Here is a 22815-nt window from a genome sequence, read left to right as displayed (position 1 = left end):
GGGGAAGTGGGGGGGTGGGGAAGTGGGGTGATGGGGAAGTGGGGTGTGGGGTGTGGGGAAGTGGGGGGGTGGGGTGTAGGGTGTAGGGTGTGGGGAAGTGGGGGGGTGGGGTGTAGGGTGTGGGGAAGTGGGGGGGTGGGGTGTAGGGTGTAGGGTGTGGGGAAGTGGGGGGGTGGGGTGTAGGGTGTGGGAAGAATAAATAAAAATAATCTCCTGACGACCGACGACCGGCTCCTGACGACCGACGACCGGCTCCTGACGACCGACGACCGGCTCCTGACTCCTAACACCCTAGTCATTCGGGGACTGAGGAGAGATTTTCAAAGAGGAAATGGCCCCTTCTTCTATGGGGGTTTCTGATGTATTTCTTCCCCCATCGAGAGAAGGGGTTTTTTTGCCGCCAGAACCGCCACTTTTCGGGGGTTTCGAGGAGAGGAATTGGGCCTCGAACTGTTTGATCAGCACATACAACACCGGGACGAGAAATAAACTCAACACAGTGGAAATCAGATAACCGCCTAAGATTGCAGTTCCCAGGGACCAACGACTCATCGCCCCGGCGCCGGAAGCGATAACCAAGGGCAAGAAACCGACTAAACCGGAAATAGCCGTCATCAGAATCGGTCTTAAGCGTTCCGTCGAGGCCCGGGCTGCCGCATCGGGAATACTTAAACCCAAAGTACGGGACTGGTTAGCGAATTCCACGATTAAAATCGCATTTTTAGCCGCTAAACCGATCAACATGACCAAAGCCACCTGAGCATAGATATTATTATTCACCGCCGGGAACAGACTACCCACTTGTAGGAAATTCGCCCGCAACAGTAAGGCCCCCATGGCACCTAGGATCGCTAGGGGAACGGTAATCATGATGATAATCGGGTCAATGTAGCTTTCGTACTGGGCCGCGAGGACGAGGAAAACCACGATAAAGGCTAATCCGAAGATAACTGGGGCAGCCCCGGCGGAAGTTTTTTCTTGGAAAGCTGTACCCGTCCAAGCGTAACCGAAACCGGGCTGCAGGACTTTCCGACAAACATCTTCCATCACTGCGATCGCCTGTCCCGTACTAAAACCGGGGGCGGGACTACCCTGAACGTTAATCGAGGGATAGAGGTTAAAGTTAGTGATAATCGGTGGATAGGTGAAGCGTTTGACGCTAACCAAACCCGATAGGGGAATATTGGCCCCGGTACGGGAACGGACGTAAAGACGGTTAATATCTTCAGGATTAGAGCGATAATCCGCTTCTGCTTGGGCAAAGACTCGATACAAGCGATCGCCTAAGACGAATTGATTGACGAAGTTGGAACCGAGATAGGTTTGCAGGGTACCGAAAACGGCCTGCATATCGACGTTTTGCGCCTGTAGCTGGTTGCGATTGATGGAAAGTTCCAGCATCGGCGTGTCGGTGGTAAATTGGGTGAAAATTCCCGATAATTCCGGTCTTGTTCGGGCCTCGGCCATGACTTTATTAGCGTTGGCAATCAAAGCGTCCATGGGGAAAGAAGCGCGGTTTTGGATAAATAACTCGAAACCGCCGGTAGAACTTAATCCATCCACGGGGGGCGCATTAACGGCGAAAGCGCGAGCATCTGGGACTTTAGTGGCTAATTGTTGGTTAATTTTCCGCAGAACCCCGAAAACCGACTTATCTTCCCCGGGCCGTTCCGACCATTCTTTTAACTTGACAAAAAATAGCCCTTGGTTGCTGCCACTTCCGGCAAAACTAAAGCCCGCCATACCGACAAAGTGTTCGATTTCTTCGATACCGTCGAGAATTTCTTCGTTAATCTGACGGATAACCTGGTCGGTGTAGCGCAGGGAAACCCCGGGGGGTGCTTGCACCAAAACGAAGGCATAACCTTGGTCTTCTTCGGGGATAAAACCCTGGGGAGTGGTGCTATAACTCCAAGCTGTGAGAAAGAGGGCGGCGATAAAGAAGGGTAACACTAAAAAACGGATGCGGATCAGAAATTCGATCGAGCGTCGATAGCCTTCTTTAACTGCGTTGAAACCCCGATTAAAGCCCTCGAAAAACAGTCCCAAGGGTCCGCGGGTGCCTTGGGGCGCTTTCATGATAATCGCCGACATGGTGGGGGAAAAACTGAGGGCGTTAAAGGTGGAGATGATAATTGAAGCGGAGATGATGACGGCAAATTGTCGATAAACGATCCCCACCGTACCGGGGAAGAAGGTGACGGGAATAAAAACTGCCAGCAGTACAAGAGAACTAGCAATCACCGCCGAGGTTAACTCGCCCATGGCATCGAGGGCAGCTTGAAATGGCCGCATTCCCTGCCGTAATTTTTCCGATACCGCTTCTACGATCACGATGCCGTCGTCCACCACTAAACCGGTGGCCAGAATGACGGCAAACAAGGAGAGGTTATTGAGAGAATAGCCTAAAGCCAGGGCGACGGCCATGGTTCCGATCAAAGATACGGGAATAGCGATCGCCGGAATGATCGTGGTGCGCCAATCCTGAAGGAAGATAAAAATGACGAGAATAACCAGTAAAATCGCTTCAACCAGAGTGCCAAAGGCTTCTTCTAGGGAAGCGGCGACAAAGGCGGTATTATCGAGGGTAATGGCGATATTTAACCCCGGGGGGAAACTCGGTTCTAGTTCCGCCATTTTTTCTTTCACCAGTTTGGCAGTATTCCAAGCGTTGGAACCGGGTAACTGATAGACGATATAGACAACGGCGGGGGATTTGTCGAAATAGGCGGCGGTACTGTAGCTTTCGGCTCCGATTTCTGCGCGTCCTACGTCTTTAATTCGGATTAAATCGCCATTTTCCCCGACTTTGACGACAATATTTTCCGCTTCCTCCCCGGTGGCCACCCTACCAACGGCGCGAATGGCGATCTGGAATTGCTGCTCTTCGGGACTGGGATCACCGCCAATTGTCCCCGCACCCACCTGAATATTCTGTTCTCGGATCGCCTGTACTACTTGTTCCGCCGATACGCCCCTAGCGGCTAAGGCATCGGGATTAAGCCAAAAACGTAGGGCGTATTCCCTCTCCCCGATGATTGTTGTACTACCAACCCCCTCGATCCGGCGAATCTCGGCATCGATGACCCGATCGACAAAGTTACTTAAAAAGACCGTATCGTAGGGATAATTGCCCTTTTCATCCGGTTTGGCGGAAATCCCGTAGGCAAGGGTAACGCTGGGGGATTGGGTATTAGTTGTCACCCCCTGCCGGTTCACTTCTTCCGGTAAACTAGCGGCCGCGGTACTGACACGGTTTTGTACCAAGACTTGGGCAATATTACGATCCATTTCCACCGGGAAAAAGACATTCACCGTACTTTGTCCGGTGTTGGTACTCTGGGACTGCATATAAACAATCTGTTCTGTCCCGTTAATCTGGCGATCGAGTACCGTGGTAACGTTATCCTGTACGGTTTTGGCATCGGTTCCCAAATAGTTGGCATTTACCGCTACCTGAATAAATGCCAACTGGGGCAGTTTTTCTAGGGGTAAAAAGGGAACAGCGATCGCTCCGATCAAAACGATTAAAATCGAGCAAACTGTGGTCAGAACGGGTCTTTTAATGAAGGTATCGGCAATACTAAGGATCATAGGGCGTTACTGGTTCATCTTTTCTAGGATAGTTGCGGCGGTGGGAGATTTACGAGTCAGATAATTAAATATTAATAGTTTAAAGATGGTATCTAGGATAACGGGAACCGTGGCCACAAACAAGCTAATAAATGTAATATTCTCGCGCCAACCAAAGTGCCGGAACAAAGTTTCTAAGATTACCGTCCAACCCTCCGCCGAGTGAAACCCGACAAATATATCGGTAAAGAGAATAAAGATAAAGGCTTTGGTTATATCATTTAAGCTGAGAAAATAACGACTAACATAAGCTCGCGTAATTGCCAATTGTTGACGACCAAAAATTAAGATCGCAATAAAGGCTATTAATCCAGTGATATCGGAGAGTAAGTTTTTCCAACCATCTTGACTTTCATAACCCGCTTCTCTGAATAATTCCTCCACCTGTTCCCGAAAATTTTCTTCTGATTTATGCCCTGCTTTTACTACTCCTAAAACCTGCTTGATTTCTTCAATTTCTTGAAGTCTAGCAAATTCCCTGAGATATTTTTCGCCAATTTCCTGAGAAATATAAACTTCTGATATTTTCGCTCTATCCACACCAAAATAGTTTAAAACAGGGCTAAAAATAAAGTTTCTACTAATAACCTGCACCAAGAGAGGAACTAAAATAATAATCAGGATAAAACGAATAGCAATACGTTGCTGTTGTCGCAGGGTACGGAGTTGTTTAATAACGGTTTGTTCGTATTCTGGGGTTAATTCTTGCTGGAAGTTAAAAAATTTATTACCGGTTGCAGGAGAAATTATCTGGTTATCTTTATCCCTGGGTTTATCACTGGTGAGATTGGTATTAGGCAGATTTGGGGTTTGATTATTCGGTAATGGGGGCAGCAATTCCTCTAAGTCTAGGCGATATTTACCGATAATATCCTCGATCGCCTTTAAAGTCTCTAGGATGTTATTATTTTCTGGGTTAGTTTGCGGATTGATAAAATTACCCAGACGCACTTGAGTTAAATCGAAACGTATCTGTAATAATTCTCGCTCTAGGGTACTTTGAAAGTAATCATAAACACTTTTTCCTCCCACGGCAGCCGGGGAAATTTTTTGTCCCCCAAAATGTTTATCTTCGATCGCTTTAATTTTCAGCGCTCTCTGATAAGCTGATTCTAAGGCCACTAAAGAGCGTCTTTCTACCCATTGATTAACTCGATTCCAAGGCACGGCTATAATCCTCGCTTTTCTGTCATCACAAGCACCACGGTAAGCTATCAGCGTTGGCTAGATCTCCACGTTAGAGAAATATCCATAATATTACATTTTGAGCGCAGGTGATGCACTCCCACCATTGAGGAAATACAACGTTTCTCATCAAAATATTGTAGGGGCGAATTGCATTCGCCCTCTTTTACAGCGTTTCTCATCAAAATATTGTATAACCTAATTTTTTATCAACTACCAATGACTGACTCCCTAAAACGAAAACCTCCTAGCTCTCCCTTAAGATAACTGCTCTAATTAAAGTTAGCAATAATTTTTAGAGATTGAATGTTCCTCTATAAACAAACTGTAAGCATTTCTAAAAACCTCTGGAGTAAATCTATTAGCCTGTTGCCGACAATCTTCCGGATCAATTTTATCACCGTGATCGACAAAATATTTGACCGCTTCTACCAAAGATTGGGGATTTTGTTCCCCAAAAAGTAATCCTGTTCCCTGGGGAGAATTTTCCCGCAGCTCCCGCACGGTTTCTAAAGCACCTCCGGCGGCAAATGCAATCACGGGAGTACCACAAGCTTGCGCTTCCACTAAAGCAATACCAAAATCCTCACAAGCAGCATAAATAAACGCTTTTGCTTTCGACATATATTCTGCTACTATTCGATCGGACACGGAACCTAAAATCTGAATATTATCCTTAGCTAACTGACGAATTAAAGCCATTTGTGGACCATCTCCAATAACCACTAGGGGTAATCCCAATTGATTAAACGCTTCCACAATTAAAGAGACTTTTTTATAACTAACCAAACGAGAGACTACTAAATAAAAATCTTCTTTTTTCTCTTGGTAGGGAAAACGCTCGATTTGTACGGGAGGATAAATAACTTTTGCCTCCCGTCGATAACAGCGCCAAATTCGTCTAGCGGTGTGGTGGGAATTAGCCAGAAAATAGTCCACACGATTAGCAGAAATCACATCCCACTGACGCAACCCATGCAAGAGATAACGGGTGAAAATACCGGGTAATCCTTGTCCTAACTTACTATTAGCCAGATAGTCAAAAGTTAAATCCCAAGCATAACGCATCGGAGTGTGACAATAACAAATGTGCACCTGATCCGGTCGAATTAACACCCCTTTAGCCACACAATGGGAGGAGGATAAAATTACATCATAATCCTCTAAATTTAACTGCTCGATCGCTAGGGGAAGAAAAGGTAAGTATTTTTGTACGCCATTTCTCGCTTTCGGGAAATTTTGCAGAAAAGTTGTCCCGATCGAGCGACCATAGAGATAACTATCGGGATTAGTGGACTCAAAATCGATCAAAGCGTATAAATCCGCCTCTAGACATTGTAAAATCTCCTTAACCACTAATTCCGATCCCCCCGTCGCCTTTGGGGTTAACCACTCGTGAACCAGAGCGTACTTCATAGGATAATCAATAATCTCAGCCGTAATTATAGCAGTAAGGGATCAATAGTTCACTTTCTGGTTTTCTCTTCCCCAAAATTACCGATACCTATCCGATCAAGGTAAAAAACACCAGAAAGAAATTATTAAAATTTTCCAGAAAAATTGCAAAGTTTAGTAAAAATTACTAGCAAGATCAGATGATCGACTCCATAATGGGGATCAAGGAAAAAATAGACTTAAACCGATTGGGATCAAGAAAAACTAGCTTGATATACAGAAGATAACTAATTAATGAGGTTTGCTATGATCACCCGGCAACAAGTGCGCTGTCCTAATTGTGGAAATTTTGCCGAAAGACAGCATATTTTAGAACACCATCTCGTTAGCACCGCCTGTTCTCACTGTGATTATCTGTTAATTAGCTGCAGTCTTACGGGAAATGTACTAGAGTGCTATGCACCCGGTATTGGTTTAAGAAGTTAACACCGCTCCCTAGCCAGATCGAAAATGTCTTGTCAAAATAGAGTGGAGAAGACAAAATCAAGGAGCTAAGTAGCTATGGGGGGTAATTTCTTCAAGGGAGCGATCGCCTTGGGGGTGATAGCGGGGATTATGGGATTTACCAATCCACCCCAAGAACTTTACAGCGAATACGCCTCGGAAAAGCTCCTCGCTCATGCCGACAAAATCGCTTGCGAGAAAATCAGTCTCTGTGGCTCGATCGATTCTTTGCCAGTGGCAGCCAGAAATGTGATCAAAAATCAAATCTTAAAACCAGCGATCGAAACCTCTAGTCAACGGCAAAATTTAGGTGTGTTCAGTATTTACACCACAGAGGTACCGGGGGTAGCTAAAATTAGAACTCTTGGCGCTTTTGGGCATTTCTTGACTTTCTCGGAGACTTAGGTGAGATTACTGCCAGCTTAACCGCTACCAGCTTAATAATGAGTTAAGATGATCGTGTTAACCCGCGATTTGAGCGATAGACTCCTCAAGAACACCGATTAATCCTGCCTAACCGTGTTTAATTTTCTGCTCATTCTCCGAGAAGCGATCGCCCGTTGGTGGTCCGAATTCACCCTCCAAACTAAATTAATGGCCGCGGCTACTTTAGCCGTTTCTTTGTTGATGAGTGGTTTAACCTTTTGGGCGGTTCACACGATCCAGCAGGATGTCCGTCTCAATGATACCCGTTTTGGCCGGGATTTAGGGCTGTTATTAGCCGCTAATGTCTCCCCTCTGATTGCTGAGGACAATTTAACCGATTTAGCCCGTTTTTCAGCCCGTTTTTATAGTAGTACCTCCAGTGTGCGTTATTTGATCTACGCTAACGAGGAGGGTCAAATATTTTTCGGCATTCCCTATTCTACCGCCGAAGTTAAGAACTCCCTGACGATTGAGCGTCGCATTCAATTACCGGAAAATTATGGCGAGAATGGGGAAACTCCCCTCATCCGTCAGCACAAAACCCCCGACGGTGAAGTAACCGATGTCTTTGTTCCCTTAAATCATGAGGGCAAATATTTGGGAGTATTAGCGATCGGGATCAATCCTAACGCTATTGTGGTCGCTTCTTCTAATTTAACCCGTGATGTGACTATTGCCGTTTTTGTCTCGATTTGGGCCATGGTGATTCTGGGGGCGGTTTTTAATGCTTTAACTATCACCAAACCGATCAAGGAGTTATTAGTCGGCGTCAAAAATATTGCAGCAGGAAATTTTAAGCAGCGCGTTGATTTACCCTTGGGAGGAGAGTTAGGGGAATTAATTCTCAGTTTTAATGAAATGGCGGAAAAGTTAGAACGATACGAAGAACAAAATATCGAAGAAATGACCGCCGAAAAAGCCAAATTAGATACGTTAATGTCCACTATTGCTGATGGGGCGATTCTCTTAGATACTAATTTTCAATTATTATTAATTAATCCCGCAGCTCGGGAAATATTTGGCTGGGAAGATCGGGAAATTATCGGTCAAAATGTTCTACATCTTTTTCCTTCGGAGTTAACGGTTAGACTAACTAAACCTCTCTATCAAATTGCGGCAGGAGAAACCCTCCAGCCAGAAGAATCGGCTAATCAAAATCATCATCCTAAAAATGCTGTTATTGATCAGGAAAATAATAACTATTCCCCAGCAGAATTTAGATTATCTTTAACTAACCCGAAAACCCGGACAATTCGCCTTTTGTTAACTCAGGTATTCGATCAGCATCGGGAGAATGTCCGGGGAATTGCCATGACGCTACAGGATATCACTAGAGAAACAGAATTAAATGAGGCAAAAAGTCAATTTATCAGCAATGTTTCCCATGAGTTAAGAACCCCTTTATTTAACATCAAATCTTTTATTGAAACCCTGACAGAATTTGGTGAGGATCTCAGCGATACAGAAAAAAGAGAGTTTTTAGAAACCGCTAATCATGAAACCGATCGCTTAACTCGTTTGGTTAATGATGTTCTCGATCTTTCTCGGTTAGAATCCTCCCGTAACTATAACTTAGATGCGATCGATATCGGACAATTAATCGAACAAACCCTAAGGACCTATCAACTCAATGCTAGGGATAAAGGACTAGAATTAAGCTCGGAAATTGAAGCCAATTTACTACCAATTTTAGGTCATTATGATCTACTTTTACAGGTATTAACTAATCTAGTCGGTAACTCCCTAAAATTTACTCCTGCTGGCGGTAAAGTGGTGATTCGTGCCTATAAAATAAGCAGAGATAATCCCCAAGAAACTCCCAAAATTCGCGTGGAAGTATCCGATACTGGTATTGGCATCGATGCCGAGGATCAAAGTGCCATATTCGATCGCTTCTATCGGGTAGAAAATCGCGTTCATACCCTAGAAGGGACGGGATTAGGATTATCGATCGTCAAAAATATTATTGAAAAGCACTATAGTCAAATTAATTTGATTAGTGAAGTGGGAATTGGCACAACTTTCTGGTTCGATCTAGAGCTATATCAAGGCTTGCTCGCCAGCAAGAAAATTAACGACGTGAGTTTATAAAAGCTAGGGCAATACTGCCCAAAATCAGGGTTAATAATAGCAATAATCCCTTATTTCTGAGACACCAATTTTTTAAAACCCTAGGCAGCGGGAGAGGAGGAATTTTTTCGGCTATTATTTGACTATTTTTGTATAAAGTGCAACTGGTAGCGTAGGGACGTTGGGGAAAATTACAGCTATCATCGCCATGATAAAGACAGGTTTCACATAAAAACTCGCCGGTGACAGCTTGATGCAGGGTCATGCCGGGATGACCATAGGCCTTTAAAATATTAGAACAGTAGGGACATTGCAAGGCTTGACTATCGACCTTGTGCTGACAACGAGGACAGGTAATCATAATCGCTAAATTTTACCTTTGAGGATTGTCGTTGCTGATGATCATAGACTATAGCAAAATCCCCTGGCTTTTTCCGGTTATTTCACTAAATAGCTGCGCCATTGGGAGGCAACTTCTTCCAGTAAACGCCAAGTTTTCCCCTCGATCTGTCTTTGTAAATAAAGATCAAAATTGTTGTGTTGTTTGGTATCTTTTTGATGGGGCAATTGTAGAGTTAGATCGTAATCTCCCTGCAAGTGATAAGCGGGTAAATTGCCCACATAAAGCGGTTCCAGACTGGTGACATTAATTTTAGCAATTTTTACCTGCGGATCATCGATCTGTAAAGATTGACTAAGGCGATCGGATGTGTGACGAAATTGTAATAAAAGGGCTTTGGCGACGATTTCTCCGTCGGGGGCAAATTCTTGCGGGGGAGTGACACTACCACAAGCAGTCAGGAAGACAAGGAAAATACTGGTTAAAAAACCGAGAAAACGGCGCATAGAATGATATTTTGAAAAAGAATGGCAGCGGGTTAAGAAGAATTAATTATGACTCAACCAAATGAGCGAGAGAATTTCAGCCAAGCAGAAACAGTGATCCGACTACAAGAGGCGATCGAGCAGTTAAATTCGATCGTTTCCCAACTTAACACGGGAACGGGGACAGTGTTACCCCCAAAAGTTGCTGTTGATAATCTTCTTAACTCAACGCAACAGTTAGCCGCTGCTTTAAAACCAGACGAATTCGCAGGAGTTGAGCAAAGTTTAACCGCAGATTCTCCAATCGAAGCAGCGGAGGGAATCGACGATATTTTACCAGATTTCGAGCAGGTGGAAGGGTGGTGGACGACGATTTTGAGCAAAATTCGCCGACTTTTACCGGGGGGAATTAGCGAAAAAATTCCCGATTGGTTAATTACCGGCTTGTTAACAGGAAGTTTAGTCACTATCCTATTAGTAGCTGTGGTCAGTTTACCGAAAAATCCGGCGGAAATTGCCGAAAATATGCCTGAAGTTGTCTCTAGTCCTTCCCCGGCAGCCGGGGAAATTATCGAAACTCCCCCAGAATTAATCGCACCAGAGGCACCGATTCCCGTCCCGATTACCAAAGCAAAACCGCGATTAACTCCCGAACAAAGTTTAGTCGCAGCCATTCAAGCGGAAATTACCGATTTAACTACTCGTTATCCCGCCGGGATTATTTCTACCGTAGAAGCGGATTTTTTGGCTAGTCGTCTAGTAGTTATTTTGGGCGATAATTGGTATAGCCTCGAGGCATCACAACAGGATAAATTGGCTAATTCGGTTTTTCAACGTTGCCAAAGTCTCGATTTTCGCCGCTTGGAAATGAGGGATAACGAGGGAATTCTCCTCGCTAGAAGTCCCGTTGTCGGCGATCGAGTGGTGATTGTCAATCGCACTCAACCCACCGCTGCCATCTCCTCTGGTGAGTAGTTTTCAGCGCGGGGGGGAGGGAGTTTCGGACAAAGACAGCCTCAAGAATTCTCGCCCACCAGTCCGCTTTTTCCCCTCGCTGGTTAGATAGCTAAATATACACAAAAATTAGTGATCCCTGACTTAACAGTGCTATAATTGGCTAGGTAAAATTTTGTAACGATTCTTAATCTTGAACCTACCCGATAGTCAATGCTTCCCCCCGCCCGGGTGGGCCGCAGCAATTTTGGTGCGAGAAAAATTGCTCCGATCTAACCCAACTCCCTTAAACCTTTCTAGGGTTCCCCTAACCGCCAAAATTTTGCCCTAACTACCAAGAATTAAGAGATTTCAAACTATACCATGAACTCTGTTATTCGTCAACAGCGAGCGCTGATCACCGGAGCCGGCAGCGGCATCGGCAAAGAAACCGCCCTCGCTTTCGCCAAGGCGGGAATTAATCTGGTTTTAATCGGTCGCGATCAGCAAAGATTGGCAACCGTGGCGGGAATGGCGGCAGATTTAGGCGTATCAGCCCAAGCTTACCCCTTAGATTTGGCAGATATCCCGGAAGTAGCTCCTAGTATCGCTAAAATCGCCCAAGAATCCGGACCGATCGATATCCTGATCAATAATGCTGGCATGGGTTACACAAACTCCTTGGCCGACACACCTTTGTCAGACTGGCAGCGGGTGATCGATCTCAATTTAACCAGTGTTCATCAGTGTGTGCAAGGAATTTTACCTGCCATGCGTCAACAGGGGGGAGGCACGATCATTAACGTTTCCTCGATCGCCGCCGATAATTTCTTCCCTGATTGGGGGGCCTATAGTGTCAGCAAAGCTGGATTAGTGGCATTTTCTCGCATTTTAGCGATCGAGGAGCGGGCTAACGCCATTCGCGTCACGATTATCACCCCCGGGGCTGTCAATACTCCCATCTGGGACAGCGATAGCGTCAAAGCAGATTTCGATCGCTCGGCCATGTTAACCCCGGATATCATCGCTCAGGCCATTCTGCAAGCGGTGTTACTGCCCAAACAGGCCGTAGTGGAAACGATGACCATTATGCCCAGTGCGGGGGCATTATAACCCGAAATACTTCTATTTATCAATCAATTCGCCTACAGGCCTCTTCATTATGACCATAGCTTCTTCTAACGGTTTAAACGGTAATTTAACCGACGCTATTCAAGCACGCGTGACCACTCGCCCCGATCGCAACACCCACAATGGCAAAACCGCTCAAATTCATCCAACTTCCGACGAAAACAAAGAACAGATGATGGATGCGGTCAGAAATATCCTGATCTCGGTGGGGGAAGATCCCGAAAGAGAAGGTTTATTAAAAACCCCCAAACGGGTGGCCGAAGCGATGCAGTTTCTCACCCAAGGCTATCAACAATCCCTAGAAACCCTCGTTAATGGTGCGATCTTCGATGAAGGTCATAATGAGATGGTATTAGTGCGCGATATTGACTTTTTTAGTCTCTGTGAACATCATATGTTACCCTTCATGGGGCGGGCCCACGTTGCCTATATTCCTAACCAAAAGGTGGTCGGATTAAGTAAATTGGCCCGCATTGTGGAAATGTATTCCCGTCGTTTACAGGTCCAAGAGCGCCTCACCCGTCAGATTGCCGAAGCGATTCAAGAAATTCTCGACCCCCAAGGGGTTGCAGTCGTCATGGAAGCAACTCATATGTGCATGGTAATGCGCGGGGTGCAGAAACCGGGATCCTGGACTGTCACCAGCGCCATGTTAGGAGTCTTCCAAGACGAGCAAAAAACCCGCGAGGAGTATCTTAACCTGATCCGTCATAAACCCAATTTCTTCTAGTCCCGGAAATGGGGAAATGGGGAAATGGGGAAATGGGGAAATGGGGAAATGGGGAAATGGGGAAATGGGGAAATTCAACTAAAACCCCAAAACCCCCCGCAACGCGCACGCAGTGACCACCCCAACACCCCAACACCCTAAAACCCTAAAACCCTAAAACCCTAAAACCCCAACACCCTAAAACCCAAAACCTTCTAACTGATCACTGATCCCTGAATTTTTGCAGTCGCTCTAGCAAGAGGGCGACTTTTTTGAGGTCTTTATCACCTGGCGATCGCTCAACGCCGCTAGACACATCAATACCCTGGGGGTGCAGCCGAGTTAAAGCTTCACTAATATTATCGGGGTTGAGTCCTCCGGCCAGAAACCAGGGCAAGGGGGGCGAAAAACTGGCTAAGGCTTGCCAGTCTAAGGTATGTCCCGTACCGCCGAGCAATTGGGGATGGTAGGCATCTAACAGTAAAGTATCGACGCTATTGAAGTAAATTGCCGACTTTTCCCAACTTTCTCTGTCTTTAATCCGTAAAGCTTTGATAATTTCCCGGTCGGGTAATAATTGCCGCAACCTTTGGCAATATTCGGGAGATTCTTTACCATGTAACTGCACACTTGTCAAGGGGTTTTTAATAATTATTTGCTGAATAATTTCCGGTTGCTCGTCGGCAAAAACCCCGATAAAATCAATTTTGTCGGGTATTGCGGCGATAATGGCGTTAATTTGCTCGATTTTGACGTAACGAGGCGAACTAGGTACGAGGATAAAACCTAAGGCCGTAGCTCCGCAAGTAGCGATCGCTCGTCCTTGGTCCGGTTGGGTAATGCCGCAAATTTTAATTCGCATTTAATCTTATTCACAAAACGTTACAAAAACTGTTAAGTATTCAAACAAAAAGCAGTTTCGGGTCAAGAGCTTTTTATAATGCCCTGTGATTAACAAAATCTTATCAAGACTGGAGCGCAAATGATCTCTTCCACCTTACTTTTAGCCACTGCTCAAACCATTCCCTGGAATTTATCCGTCGGGATTACCATGACGTTAGCTAACCTAGTAGCGTTCGTTATCGGTTATTTTGCTATCCAAAATACCGGAGCAGGCCCTGCTTTACCCTTGCCGCAGTTAGCCTCGAAAAAAAGCTTCGGTCTGCCGGAATTATTGGCTACCATGAGTTTTGGCCATATTCTCGGTGCGGGACTGGTTCTCGGTCTTTCTAACGCGGGTATTCTCTAATCAGGGATCAGTAATCAGTGACCAGTAAACCTCAGAGAGAGGAGCAAGGATCTGGTAGTCAGGAGAACTAAGCATAAAGAGATTTTAGGCAACTTCATCCCTATTTTTCCCATTTTTGAACTCTCAAAAGTTAATTATGTCAGAAGTCTAGTAATCGTCCAGAGCGGGTGATTATTCTGGCTGCTGGCGAGAAAATTAAGAAAGCAGTGGCCCCAGTCGAAGTTGGAGACTTTGCTGACGAAGAAGAAGCAGTATTGGCTAAATTAACTCATGAAAGTTAGATGGCTGCGGAAAGCAGTATCGAAAATAATTGATAAATGCGAACGTTGCTAATCGCTTAATTAATCGTAAATATTGCCTCTAAAGTTAATCTCATAAATAATATTATCCTATGTCTGCCAACCCGATTCTTTTCCCGGAGCGATCGACTCGATGACAAACTGAAAAAAAGCCAGCAGAACAAAAGTCAAATTATCGGGGCGCTTAAGTGCGCCCCAGTTTTGGCTAATAACCGCGCCAAACGCCAACCAAAACCCCTTGCACTTGTACTTGTTCGGTATTGGCTGTAATTGGTTGATATTTTTGATTAGAGGGTTGGAGAGTGATGATTTCTCCTTCTTGGTAGAAACGTTTTAAAGTAGTGCCGTGGCCTTCGACTCTAGCGGCGACGATTTCCCCATTGGAGACCGCTTCATTACCCGTCAGAGAACGCATAATCACCAGATCCCCATCGGCAATATGATCCTCGATCATACTGTCTCCGGAAACCCGCAGAGCATAACAGTCTTGACTGCGTTGCAACAGGTTAGAAAGATCGAGTTTTTCTTCCACATCGGTGAAGGGTTCCACTAAACCACCAGCAGCGATCGCACCTAGAACCGGTAAACCTTGCACTGGTTGTTTGAGAATCCGCAGGGTGCGTGCTTTTCCTTCTGTCCAATCAATATAGCCTTTGGCGCGTAAACGTTCTAAACGGCTTTGAATCGGTGCGGGAGAGCGTAAATTCATCGCTCGCATCATTTGCCGGATGGAAGGGGCGTGTTGAGTAGTGCGAATGTACTCAATTAGCCAGTCGTACAACTCCTGTTGCGCTTGAGTAAGGGATTCGAGGTTAGTCATGATCTATTTTCCTATGCTTGGGTTAAGATAATTTGTACTTTAGTTCATTTGTGTTTAACCTAGTACATCTTAACTTCATCGGCTGACTAAATCAACTGGTTATTAGAACTCTTGCGAAAATCAAAAATTGTCGTGCTTGGTTAGGAGACTCCGAGACAGGAGACTCCGAGACAGGAGATTATTTCTATTTATTCTTCCGACACCCCACACCCTACACCCTACACCCCACACCCTGCCACCACCGAAAAACTTTTTGCCGCAAACCCTAATTAATAATTCATAATTCCTTCTCCCTGCTCATAGACAGTCTTAACGAGTAATTTAGATAGTCAACAGCTTATCTTCTGACCTAGCACTTTTTTTTAAAAAGTATCATTAATTTTTATCTCAATTCTCAATATTAATTAACCCCAGGGTCGGTTGCTGGCAAACTCAGCAGCGTATTAAGAAAAAATAACGAATTGCTAGAAAGCCAAGAATCTGGATAATGATCGAGGTGGAGACAGAAAAATCGCTCTACTTAAGCCTGTCTGCCGTAAGCGTCCAATAGTAGATAGGGAGTCAAAAGCGACGCTCAAAGAAAATCCTTCGGTTGTCAGGGAAACGAGAGGATATTTAGTGCGAAATTGAGCCGTAAAAAAACTTAAAATCCCGACAAATATCGTAAAAACTAAGGGGAACACATGACCAAAAAAACCTATGCAACCATAGACGGTAACGAAGCTGTTGCACGCGTTGCCTATCGTCTCAGTGAAGTAATCGCTATTTATCCTATCACTCCCTCCTCGCCTATGGGTGAATGGTCCGATAGTTGGGCGGCCGAACGCAGAGCTAATCTCTGGGGAACCATCCCTTCCGTAATCGAAATGCAGAGCGAAGGTGGGGCAGCGGGAACCCTGCACGGAGCGCTACAAACAGGCTCTTTAACTACCACTTTCACTTCCTCGCAGGGATTATTATTAATGCTCCCCAACTTCTACAAAATTGCGGGGGAATTAACCTCTTCAGTGGTTCATGTGGCGGCCCGTGCTTTAGCAGCCCAAGGATTGTCAATTTTTGGGGATCATAGTGATGTCATGTCTGCCAGAAGTACGGGTTGGGCTATGTTAGCGGCTAATTCCGTTCAAGAAGCTCAAGATCTGGCGGCTATTGCCACGGCTACCACCCTAGAAACCAGGATTCCTTTTCTGCACTTTTTTGATGGTTTTCGTACCAGTCATGAGGTGCAAAAAGTCGAATTAATTAGCGATGAAACTCTCAAAGAACTGATCGATGAAGACCTAATTATTGCCCATCGTCAAAGGGCTTTAACTCCCGATCGACCGGTGTTACGAGGCACGGCACAAAATCCCGATGTTTATTTCCAGGCAAGGGAAAGCGTCAATCCTTTCTATTATGCTTGTCCCGATATCACTCAAAAAATTATGGATCGTTTTGCCCAATTAACAGGACGGCAATACCATCTCTATGAATACCACGGTGCGCCCGATGCCGAAAGAGTGATTATGTTAATGGGATCGGGAGGGGAAACCGTCCATGAAACCGTCGATTATCTCAATCAAAATGGGGCTAAAGTTGGGGTTTTAAAAGTTCGTCTCTATCGTCCCTTTGCCGCCGAAAAATTACTGGCAGCTCTGCCCACCACGGTGAAAAAAATAGCCGTTTTAGATCGCTGTAAAGAACCCGGTGCTGGGGGCGATCCGCTATATTTAGACGTGGTAAATGCCTTTATGGAAAACTACGAAGGCAAGCTGCCGAAAATTGTGGGAGGACGCTACGGTTTATCTTCCAAAGAATTTACTCCAGCCATGATTGCTGGCATATTTGATAACTTAAGTCTCGACAAACCGAAAAATCACTTCACTATTGGTATCGTTGACGATCTTACCTTTTCCAGTCTGGAATATGACCGCAGTTTTTCCACCGAACCAGACAAAGTAGTGCGGGCAGTTTTCTACGGTTTAGGTTCCGATGGTACGGTGGGAGCTAACAAAAATTCAATTAAAATTATCGGTGAAGATACTGATAATTATGCCCAGGGTTATTTCGTCTATGATTCCAAAAAATCTGGCTCCGTCACCGTTTCTCACCTACGCTTTGGTCCGGAGCCGATTCGCTCTACCTATTTAATCACCGATGCTAACTTTATCGCCTGTCATCAGTGGGAATTTGTCGAACAATTTGATCTGCTAGAAACCGCTAAATCGAACTCAATTTTTCTCCTCAATAGTCCCTATCCACCAGAGGAGGTATTTAGTCACCTACCCCGCCATCTCCAGCAAACTATCATCGACAAAAATCTGCAATTTTATACAATTAATGCCACTCAAGTGGCCAAAGAAGCGGGGATGGGCAGCCGGATTAATACCGTGATGCAGGTGTGTTTCTTTGCCCTAGCGGGGGTTTTGTCTCGGGAAGATGCGATCGCACAAATTAAAAAAGCCATCCGCAAGACCTACGGCAAGAAAGGCGAAGAAATCGTGCAGATGAACATCAAAGCTGTGGATTCTGCCCTAGAACACCTCTATCAAGTCCCAATTCCCGCCACTGTCACCCCTGAAGCTTTTGAATTAAGACCACCAATTCCCGACACTGCACCCGCTTTCGTCCGAGAAGTCCTCGGCAAAATTATCGCCCGTCACGGGGATGAATTGCCCGTTAGCTCCCTTCCCAACGATGGTACTTACCCCACCGCCACTAGCCAATGGGAAAAACGCAATATTGCCCAAGAAATCCCCGTTTGGGATGCGGATGTCTGTGTTCAGTGCGGTAAATGCGTTCTCGTTTGTCCCCACGCCGTTATTCGCTCGAAAGTTTATGATGAGGCCGAATTAGCCACGGCCCCAGAAACCTTTAAAGTCGCGAATGCCAAGGATCACGACTGGAAAGGGCTAAAATTCACCATCCAAGTGGCCGCCGAAGATTGTACCGGTTGCGGTCTTTGCGTTGATGTTTGCCCCGCTAAAAACAAATCGCAACCGCGTCTAAGAGCGATTAATATGGCTCCCCAATTGCCCCTGCGAGAACAGGAACGAGTTAACTGGGATTTCTTCCTTAATTTGCCTAATCCAGACCGATTAAGCCTAAATCTCAACAAAATTAACCATCAGCAAATGCAGGAACCTCTCTTTGAGTTTTCCGGCGCTTGTGCCGGTTGTGGTGAGACTCCCTACGTTAAATTAGTCAGTCAGCTATTTGGCGATCGCATGATAGTGGCTAATGCCACCGGTTGTTCATCTATCTACGGAGGTAATTTACCGACAACGCCCTGGGCAGTTAACGCCGAAGGTCGCGGGCCGGCCTGGTCGAATTCCCTCTTTGAAGATAATGCCGAATTTGGCTTAGGATTCCGAGTTTCCATCGATAAACAGGCAGAATTTGCCGCAGAACTCTTAGGAACCCTCGCTAGTGAAATCGGAGAAAGTCTAGCGGCAGATATTCTCAATTGTCACCAAGTGGATGAAGCGGAAATTTACGAACAACGGCAACGGGTAGAGGCCTTAAAATCCCGTTTAGGGCAATTAACCCCGACCACGCAGGTGAAAATGTTGTTATCCGTGGCCGATTATCTGGTCAAGAAAAGCGTCTGGATTGTCGGGGGTGACGGTTGGGCCTACGACATCGGTTACGGTGGCTTAGATCACGTTTTAGCCAGTGGTCGCAATGTGAATATTTTGGTCATGGATACGGAAGTTTACTCGAATACGGGCGGCCAAGCCTCGAAAGCTACTCCTCGCGCCGCCGTAGCTAAATTTGCTTCTGGTGGCAAACCAGGACCGAAAAAAGACCTCGGTTTAATGGCCATGACCTACGGTAACGTCTATGTGGCCAGCGTGGCTATGGGGGCAAAAAACGAGCAAACGATCAAAGCTTTCCTGGAAGCGGAAGCTTACAACGGGCCATCGTTAATTATCGCCTATTCTCACTGTATTGCTCACGGGATCAACATGACCACCGCCATGAACCATCAAAAAGAAGTGGTGGAAAGCGGTCGCTGGTTAATGTACCGTTATCATCCCGATTTAGCTAAAGAAGGCAAAAATCCCCTGCAATTGGACAGCCGTGCGCCTAAGCTTACCGTAGCGCAAACTCTCTACTCGGAGAATCGCTTTAAGATGTTGGCCACCAGTAAGCCGGAGGAAGCTAAACGTCTGCTCAAAGAAGCACAAGCAGATGTGGATACGCGCTGGCAAATGTATCAGTATTTAGCAGCAAAAGGTACAGGGAGCAAGGAATAGTTATGAATCTACACACTACCTACATGGGTTTGCAATTGCGATCGCCGCTAGTCATCGGTGCGGCCGCACCCTTGAGCGAGGATATCGACAATATCAAGAGAATGGAAGACTTTGGGGCTGCTGCCGTGGTTTTACACTCCTTTTTCGAGGAGCAGATTAAACACGAAAGACTGGCTCTACACCATCATTTTACCCACGGAGCCGAGAGTTTTGCGGAAGCTTTGACTTATTTTCCCGAACCGGAGGTTTTTCACGTTGGTTCCGACGAATATCTCAACCATATTCGCAAAGCCAAAGAAATGGTCGATATTCCCATTATTGCCAGTCTCAACGGTGAGACCTCTGGGGGATGGTTGGAGTATGCCATTCAAATTCAACAAGCGGGCGCTGATGCTTTGGAGTTGAATGTTTATTATGTTCCCAACGACCTAGAATTAACCGGAAATCACGTCGAACAAAACTATGTTGATATCCTCAAAATTGTCAAATCGGAGGTATCGATTCCCGTCTCGATGAAGTTAAGTCCCTACTTTAGCAATACGGCCAATATGGCTAAACAATTAGCGGAAGCGGGGGCCGATGGGTTGGTATTATTTAACCGTTTCTATCAGCCGGATATCGACTTAGACACCTTAGATGTTCACCCTAATATTATCCTCAGTAATCCCCAAGCAATGCGTTTACCCCTGCGCTGGATTGCCATGCTTTACGGTCGTGTACCGACGGATTTTGCCGCTACCAGTGGTATTCATAACGCCATCGACGTGATCAAAATGATGATGGTGGGGGCAAAAGCGACCATGTTAGTTAGTGTTTTATTACGCCACGGTTTGGAGGAAATTACCAAGATCGAACAGGGTTTATTGCATTGGTTGGAAGAAAATGAGTACGAATCGATCGAGCAGTTAATTGGCAGTATGAGTCAAATGAATTGCCCGGATCCCACTGCTTTTGAACGGGTACAGTACATGAAAGCTCTGCAAAGTTACGAACCTGTTTGGAAACGTTTTCAAACCACCAGCAAATAAAAGTGGGAAGTGGGGAGCTTTTTTCAGTGTTGCCAAAGGCACGGCGTAGCCGTCCAGTAAACAGTAATCAGTAATCAGTGACCTGAAAACTTAAGTAGGTAGGCGTTAAAAATTATCAGACACCCCCCTTATCAAGGGGGGCAGGGGGCATCAGACACCCCCCTTATCAAGGGGGGATTAAGGGGGGATCGAACCTAAAATCCATTTTTAATTTAATTATAACCAGCTACTTAACTGAAAACTGAAAACTTACATCTGATCACTAATAACTGATAACTGACAAAAAAATCCAGGAGGATATAACTATGAACGAGAATCAAAAGAAAAAAATCGGCATTCTGACCAGTGGTGGCGATTGCCCGGGGTTAAATGCGGTAATTCGTGCCGTGGTGAAATCATCAAAACTAAAGGGTTGGGATGTGTACGGCATTCCCTACGGGACCGACGGTTTTATGCAGATTGCCGAGGGAAAATATCACCCCGAAGATTTGATCCTGACTCAGCATGGCTATAACCTACCCGGGGTCTTGAAAGGATTAGACGTTTTGCAGTTTCTTAGTGGTAGTGTTTTGGGTTCTTTGAGCAAAGGACATCCCGAAAACCCAGAAATTGCCACGAAAATCCTGCAAGGATACGAAATGCTGGGATTAGATGCCCTGATCGTCGTTGGAGGCGATGGGAGCATCGATATCATCTACGATCTCGCCCAGAAAGGCAACTGGAATATTATCGCGGTTCCCAAAACCATCGATAATGACGTTCCCTATACGGAATGGGCAGTCGGTTTTACCACTGCCGTCGATATCGTCACCCAAGCTTTGTATGATCTCACCTTTACCGCCGCTAGTCACGAAAGGGTGATGATTGTGCAGGTGATGGGTAGAGATGCCGGTCATCTAGCCCTTCATGCCGGAATTGCTGGGGGTGCCGATGCGATTTTTATTCCCGAATTAACCCCGGCTCTCACTCCCGAAATTATCGACGGTTGTTGTCGTCATTTGGCAGAATTACGCGCTCAAGGTCGTAAATTCGCTCTTATTGTGATTTCTGAGGGGGTTAAAAACGAAGATAACCAAAAAGAGAAGTATATTGCCGATTATTTAGAAAAATTAATATTTGACAAAACTCGCTCTTTGTGCGTTACCGATCCCGTCTTCTGTTATCTCAATTCCATGGATGTGCGGGCCATGTCTTTGGGACACCTGCAAAGAAGTCGTCCTCCTTTGGCCATGGATCGACTGTTAGCCACGGCTTTCGGCATTAAGGCCGTAGAATTAATCGAACAGGGAAAACTCGATCGCGTGGTGATTTGGCGCGGGGGACAAGTGCGTAGTTTGCCCCTGAAACCAGTGATCAAAATTATCAAACAATGTCATCAAGAGCATCGCTGTGCCTATCCCGTGGATCCTGAGGGTTTTATCGTGAAAACAGCCCGTTCTTTGGGAATTTACCTAGGGGAAAATCCCACGACTGAGACAGCAGTAGTTCCGCAAGCTGTGGAGGCGTTGGTTTAGTTATAATAAAGCGAGAAGGGTTGCTAATACTTTCTCGCTTTTTTAATTGGTTAAGATATTTAATTCTGCTAATTTTACTTGCAATAATTTACTGTATTTTATGGCTTTTCTCAGTAATCTGTCATCGGTGGTTAACAATACGTCTATTCTAGCATATTCGGCGGAAGCGATATGAAAAGAATCATAAAGATCAAATCCTAAATATATAACCAATACTGTTTAACTGTTGTCCCATTCTTCATCACTAATACCCGCTTGTTTGAGAATTTCCTTAACTAAATCTGTAGAGATTTCTTGATTTCCATGAGGGTTAGGGATGCGAATTTTATGTTGACCCTTTTTCATAAATTGATGTTTACTACCAGAAAAAGGCCCTGTGTAACCTAAAGCTTTCAATTTTCTGATTAATTTTCTTCGAGAAATTGCTGATGGCATAACTAAACTTCTGCAACTGTTGTAACTTTAATTTCTAATCCATCTATGATAGGTAAAGGGTCGCCATCTTGTAATTTTAAAATGATCCATTCTTCTAGAACTTCTAGTAAGTCTTGACGGCATTCTTCAACGGTCAATCCATTTCCCCAAACGCCTTGAAAGCCTTCTATTTCAGCAAACCAAGTACCGTCATTTAGCCTTTTGTATTGTGCTTTTTGTAAAGCTTTTTCACAATAATTGAGTAAGATCATTTTCTTCTCTAAATCTCCATAATATGTAACTAGGGTTTGCTGAAAAAGCTTTTCGGTGGTGGCAGGGTGTGGGGTGTGGGGTGTGGGGTGTGGGGTTTTACCAGTTTTGAGGTGGTCAACTACCTAATTTTCAGGGAAAAAGTACCTGAATTTTCCCCCGATCCCCGCAA

Annotated in this window: 21 protein-coding genes; 10 read left to right on the top strand and 11 right to left on the bottom strand. The window is 45.3% G+C overall.

What is annotated here, in order from left to right:
- Nucleotides 1-291: 291 nt before the first annotated feature.
- From O9295_RS18670 to O9295_RS18660, 3 genes are all read right to left on the bottom strand, one after another.
- Nucleotides 292-3594 carry an efflux RND transporter permease subunit gene (locus tag O9295_RS18670; protein WP_288034435.1) on the bottom strand — a complete coding sequence of 1101 codons (3303 nt, stop codon included), beginning with the start codon at nt 3592-3594 and terminating at the stop codon, nt 292-294.
- 6 nt (nt 3595-3600) lie between these two features.
- Nucleotides 3601-4800: a hypothetical protein gene (locus tag O9295_RS18665; RefSeq protein ID WP_288034433.1), complete on the bottom strand. Its 1200-nt coding sequence runs from the start codon at nt 4798-4800 to the stop codon at nt 3601-3603.
- A gap of 300 nt (nt 4801-5100) precedes the next feature.
- Nucleotides 5101-6234, bottom strand: coding sequence for a glycosyltransferase (locus O9295_RS18660; protein WP_288034431.1), 1134 nt, complete (start codon nt 6232-6234; stop codon nt 5101-5103).
- Nucleotides 6235-6519: 285 nt separating this feature from the next.
- Between O9295_RS18660 and O9295_RS18655 the strand changes: the two genes are divergently transcribed.
- The 3 genes from O9295_RS18655 to nblS all read left to right on the top strand — a co-directional run bounded on the left by O9295_RS18655 (nt 6520) and on the right by nblS (nt 9234).
- Nucleotides 6520-6699, top strand: a complete 180-nt coding sequence (locus O9295_RS18655) for a replication restart DNA helicase PriA (RefSeq protein WP_288034428.1) — start codon at nt 6520-6522, stop codon at nt 6697-6699.
- A gap of 75 nt (nt 6700-6774) precedes the next feature.
- Complete coding sequence (locus O9295_RS18650; protein WP_288034425.1) at nt 6775-7122, top strand: DUF4359 domain-containing protein; 348 nt, start codon at nt 6775-6777, stop codon at nt 7120-7122.
- Between the two features lie 114 nt (nt 7123-7236).
- Nucleotides 7237-9234 carry a two-component system sensor histidine kinase NblS gene (gene nblS, locus O9295_RS18645; protein ID WP_288034422.1) on the top strand — a complete coding sequence of 666 codons (1998 nt, stop codon included), beginning with the start codon at nt 7237-7239 and terminating at the stop codon, nt 9232-9234.
- On the opposite strand, the gene O9295_RS18640 is transcribed toward nblS, so the two are convergent.
- Nucleotides 9215-9574: a hypothetical protein gene (locus O9295_RS18640; protein WP_287169323.1), complete on the bottom strand. Its 360-nt coding sequence runs from the start codon at nt 9572-9574 to the stop codon at nt 9215-9217. The two genes, nblS and O9295_RS18640, sit on opposite strands and share 20 nt — an antisense overlap.
- Nucleotides 9575-9651: 77 nt before the next feature.
- Nucleotides 9652-10059, bottom strand: a complete 408-nt coding sequence (locus tag O9295_RS18635; RefSeq protein WP_147069516.1) for a hypothetical protein — start codon at nt 10057-10059, stop codon at nt 9652-9654.
- Between the two features lie 48 nt (nt 10060-10107).
- Between O9295_RS18635 and O9295_RS18630 the strand changes: the two genes are divergently transcribed.
- The 3 genes from O9295_RS18630 to folE all read left to right on the top strand — a co-directional run bounded on the left by O9295_RS18630 (nt 10108) and on the right by folE (nt 12832).
- Nucleotides 10108-11013 (top strand): hypothetical protein, encoded by a 906-nt coding sequence (locus O9295_RS18630; RefSeq protein ID WP_288034420.1) that lies wholly within the window; start codon nt 10108-10110, stop codon nt 11011-11013.
- A 342-nt stretch (nt 11014-11355) separates the two neighbouring features.
- On the top strand, nt 11356-12084 hold the full coding sequence (locus O9295_RS18625; RefSeq protein WP_288034417.1) for an SDR family oxidoreductase: 729 nt from the start codon (nt 11356-11358) through the stop codon (nt 12082-12084).
- Between the two features lie 49 nt (nt 12085-12133).
- Nucleotides 12134-12832, top strand: coding sequence for a GTP cyclohydrolase I FolE (gene folE / locus O9295_RS18620; protein WP_002738197.1), 699 nt, complete (start codon nt 12134-12136; stop codon nt 12830-12832).
- 202 nt (nt 12833-13034) lie between these two features.
- Here folE and O9295_RS18615 read toward each other — a convergent pair whose 3' ends face one another.
- On the bottom strand, nt 13035-13673 hold the full coding sequence (locus O9295_RS18615; RefSeq protein ID WP_288034416.1) for a phosphoribosylanthranilate isomerase: 639 nt from the start codon (nt 13671-13673) through the stop codon (nt 13035-13037).
- A gap of 120 nt (nt 13674-13793) precedes the next feature.
- On the opposite strand from O9295_RS18615, the gene psaK reads away from it, so the two are divergent.
- Nucleotides 13794-14060 (top strand): photosystem I reaction center subunit PsaK, encoded by a 267-nt coding sequence (psaK, locus tag O9295_RS18610; protein ID WP_287969806.1) that lies wholly within the window; start codon nt 13794-13796, stop codon nt 14058-14060.
- A 389-nt stretch (nt 14061-14449) separates the two neighbouring features.
- Here psaK and O9295_RS18605 read toward each other — a convergent pair whose 3' ends face one another.
- Together O9295_RS18605 and lexA are read right to left on the bottom strand one after the other, a co-directional pair.
- Nucleotides 14450-14587 (bottom strand): hypothetical protein, encoded by a 138-nt coding sequence (locus O9295_RS18605; RefSeq protein WP_288034414.1) that lies wholly within the window; start codon nt 14585-14587, stop codon nt 14450-14452.
- The gene (gene lexA, locus O9295_RS18600) at nt 14565-15179 is read right to left on the bottom strand and encodes a transcriptional repressor LexA (RefSeq protein WP_002758280.1); all 615 of its coding nucleotides are present in this window, start codon (nt 15177-15179) and stop codon (nt 14565-14567) included. Before lexA ends, O9295_RS18605 begins: the two co-directional genes overlap by 23 nt.
- 683 nt (nt 15180-15862) lie before the next feature.
- On the opposite strand from lexA, the gene nifJ reads away from it, so the two are divergent.
- The 3 genes from nifJ to O9295_RS18585 all read left to right on the top strand — a co-directional run bounded on the left by nifJ (nt 15863) and on the right by O9295_RS18585 (nt 21959).
- On the top strand, nt 15863-19417 hold the full coding sequence (nifJ, locus tag O9295_RS18595) for a pyruvate:ferredoxin (flavodoxin) oxidoreductase (protein ID WP_288034413.1): 3555 nt from the start codon (nt 15863-15865) through the stop codon (nt 19415-19417).
- Between the two features lie 2 nt (nt 19418-19419).
- Nucleotides 19420-20445: a dihydroorotate dehydrogenase-like protein gene (locus O9295_RS18590; RefSeq protein WP_002775854.1), complete on the top strand. Its 1026-nt coding sequence runs from the start codon at nt 19420-19422 to the stop codon at nt 20443-20445.
- A gap of 305 nt (nt 20446-20750) precedes the next feature.
- Entirely contained in the window at nt 20751-21959 is a 1209-nt protein-coding gene (locus tag O9295_RS18585) for an ATP-dependent 6-phosphofructokinase (RefSeq protein WP_288034411.1), read from the top strand.
- A 42-nt stretch (nt 21960-22001) separates the two neighbouring features.
- Here O9295_RS18585 and O9295_RS18580 read toward each other — a convergent pair whose 3' ends face one another.
- From O9295_RS18580 to O9295_RS18570, 3 genes are read right to left on the bottom strand one after another with little or no spacing between them, the layout of a single operon-like run.
- Nucleotides 22002-22172, bottom strand: coding sequence for a hypothetical protein (locus O9295_RS18580; protein ID WP_190359085.1), 171 nt, complete (start codon nt 22170-22172; stop codon nt 22002-22004).
- A 6-nt stretch (nt 22173-22178) separates the two neighbouring features.
- On the bottom strand, nt 22179-22394 hold the full coding sequence (locus tag O9295_RS18575) for a type II toxin-antitoxin system HicA family toxin (RefSeq protein ID WP_002738249.1): 216 nt from the start codon (nt 22392-22394) through the stop codon (nt 22179-22181).
- A 2-nt stretch (nt 22395-22396) separates the two neighbouring features.
- Nucleotides 22397-22645 carry a type II toxin-antitoxin system HicB family antitoxin gene (locus O9295_RS18570; RefSeq protein WP_002736552.1) on the bottom strand — a complete coding sequence of 83 codons (249 nt, stop codon included), beginning with the start codon at nt 22643-22645 and terminating at the stop codon, nt 22397-22399.
- Nucleotides 22646-22815: the final 170 nt, after the last annotated feature.

The organism is Microcystis sp. LE18-22.4A (assembly GCF_027531105.1).
Taxonomy (GTDB): Bacteria; Cyanobacteriota; Cyanobacteriia; order Cyanobacteriales; family Microcystaceae; genus Microcystis; species Microcystis aeruginosa.
This window is presented reverse-complemented; position numbering and strand designations above follow the sequence as displayed.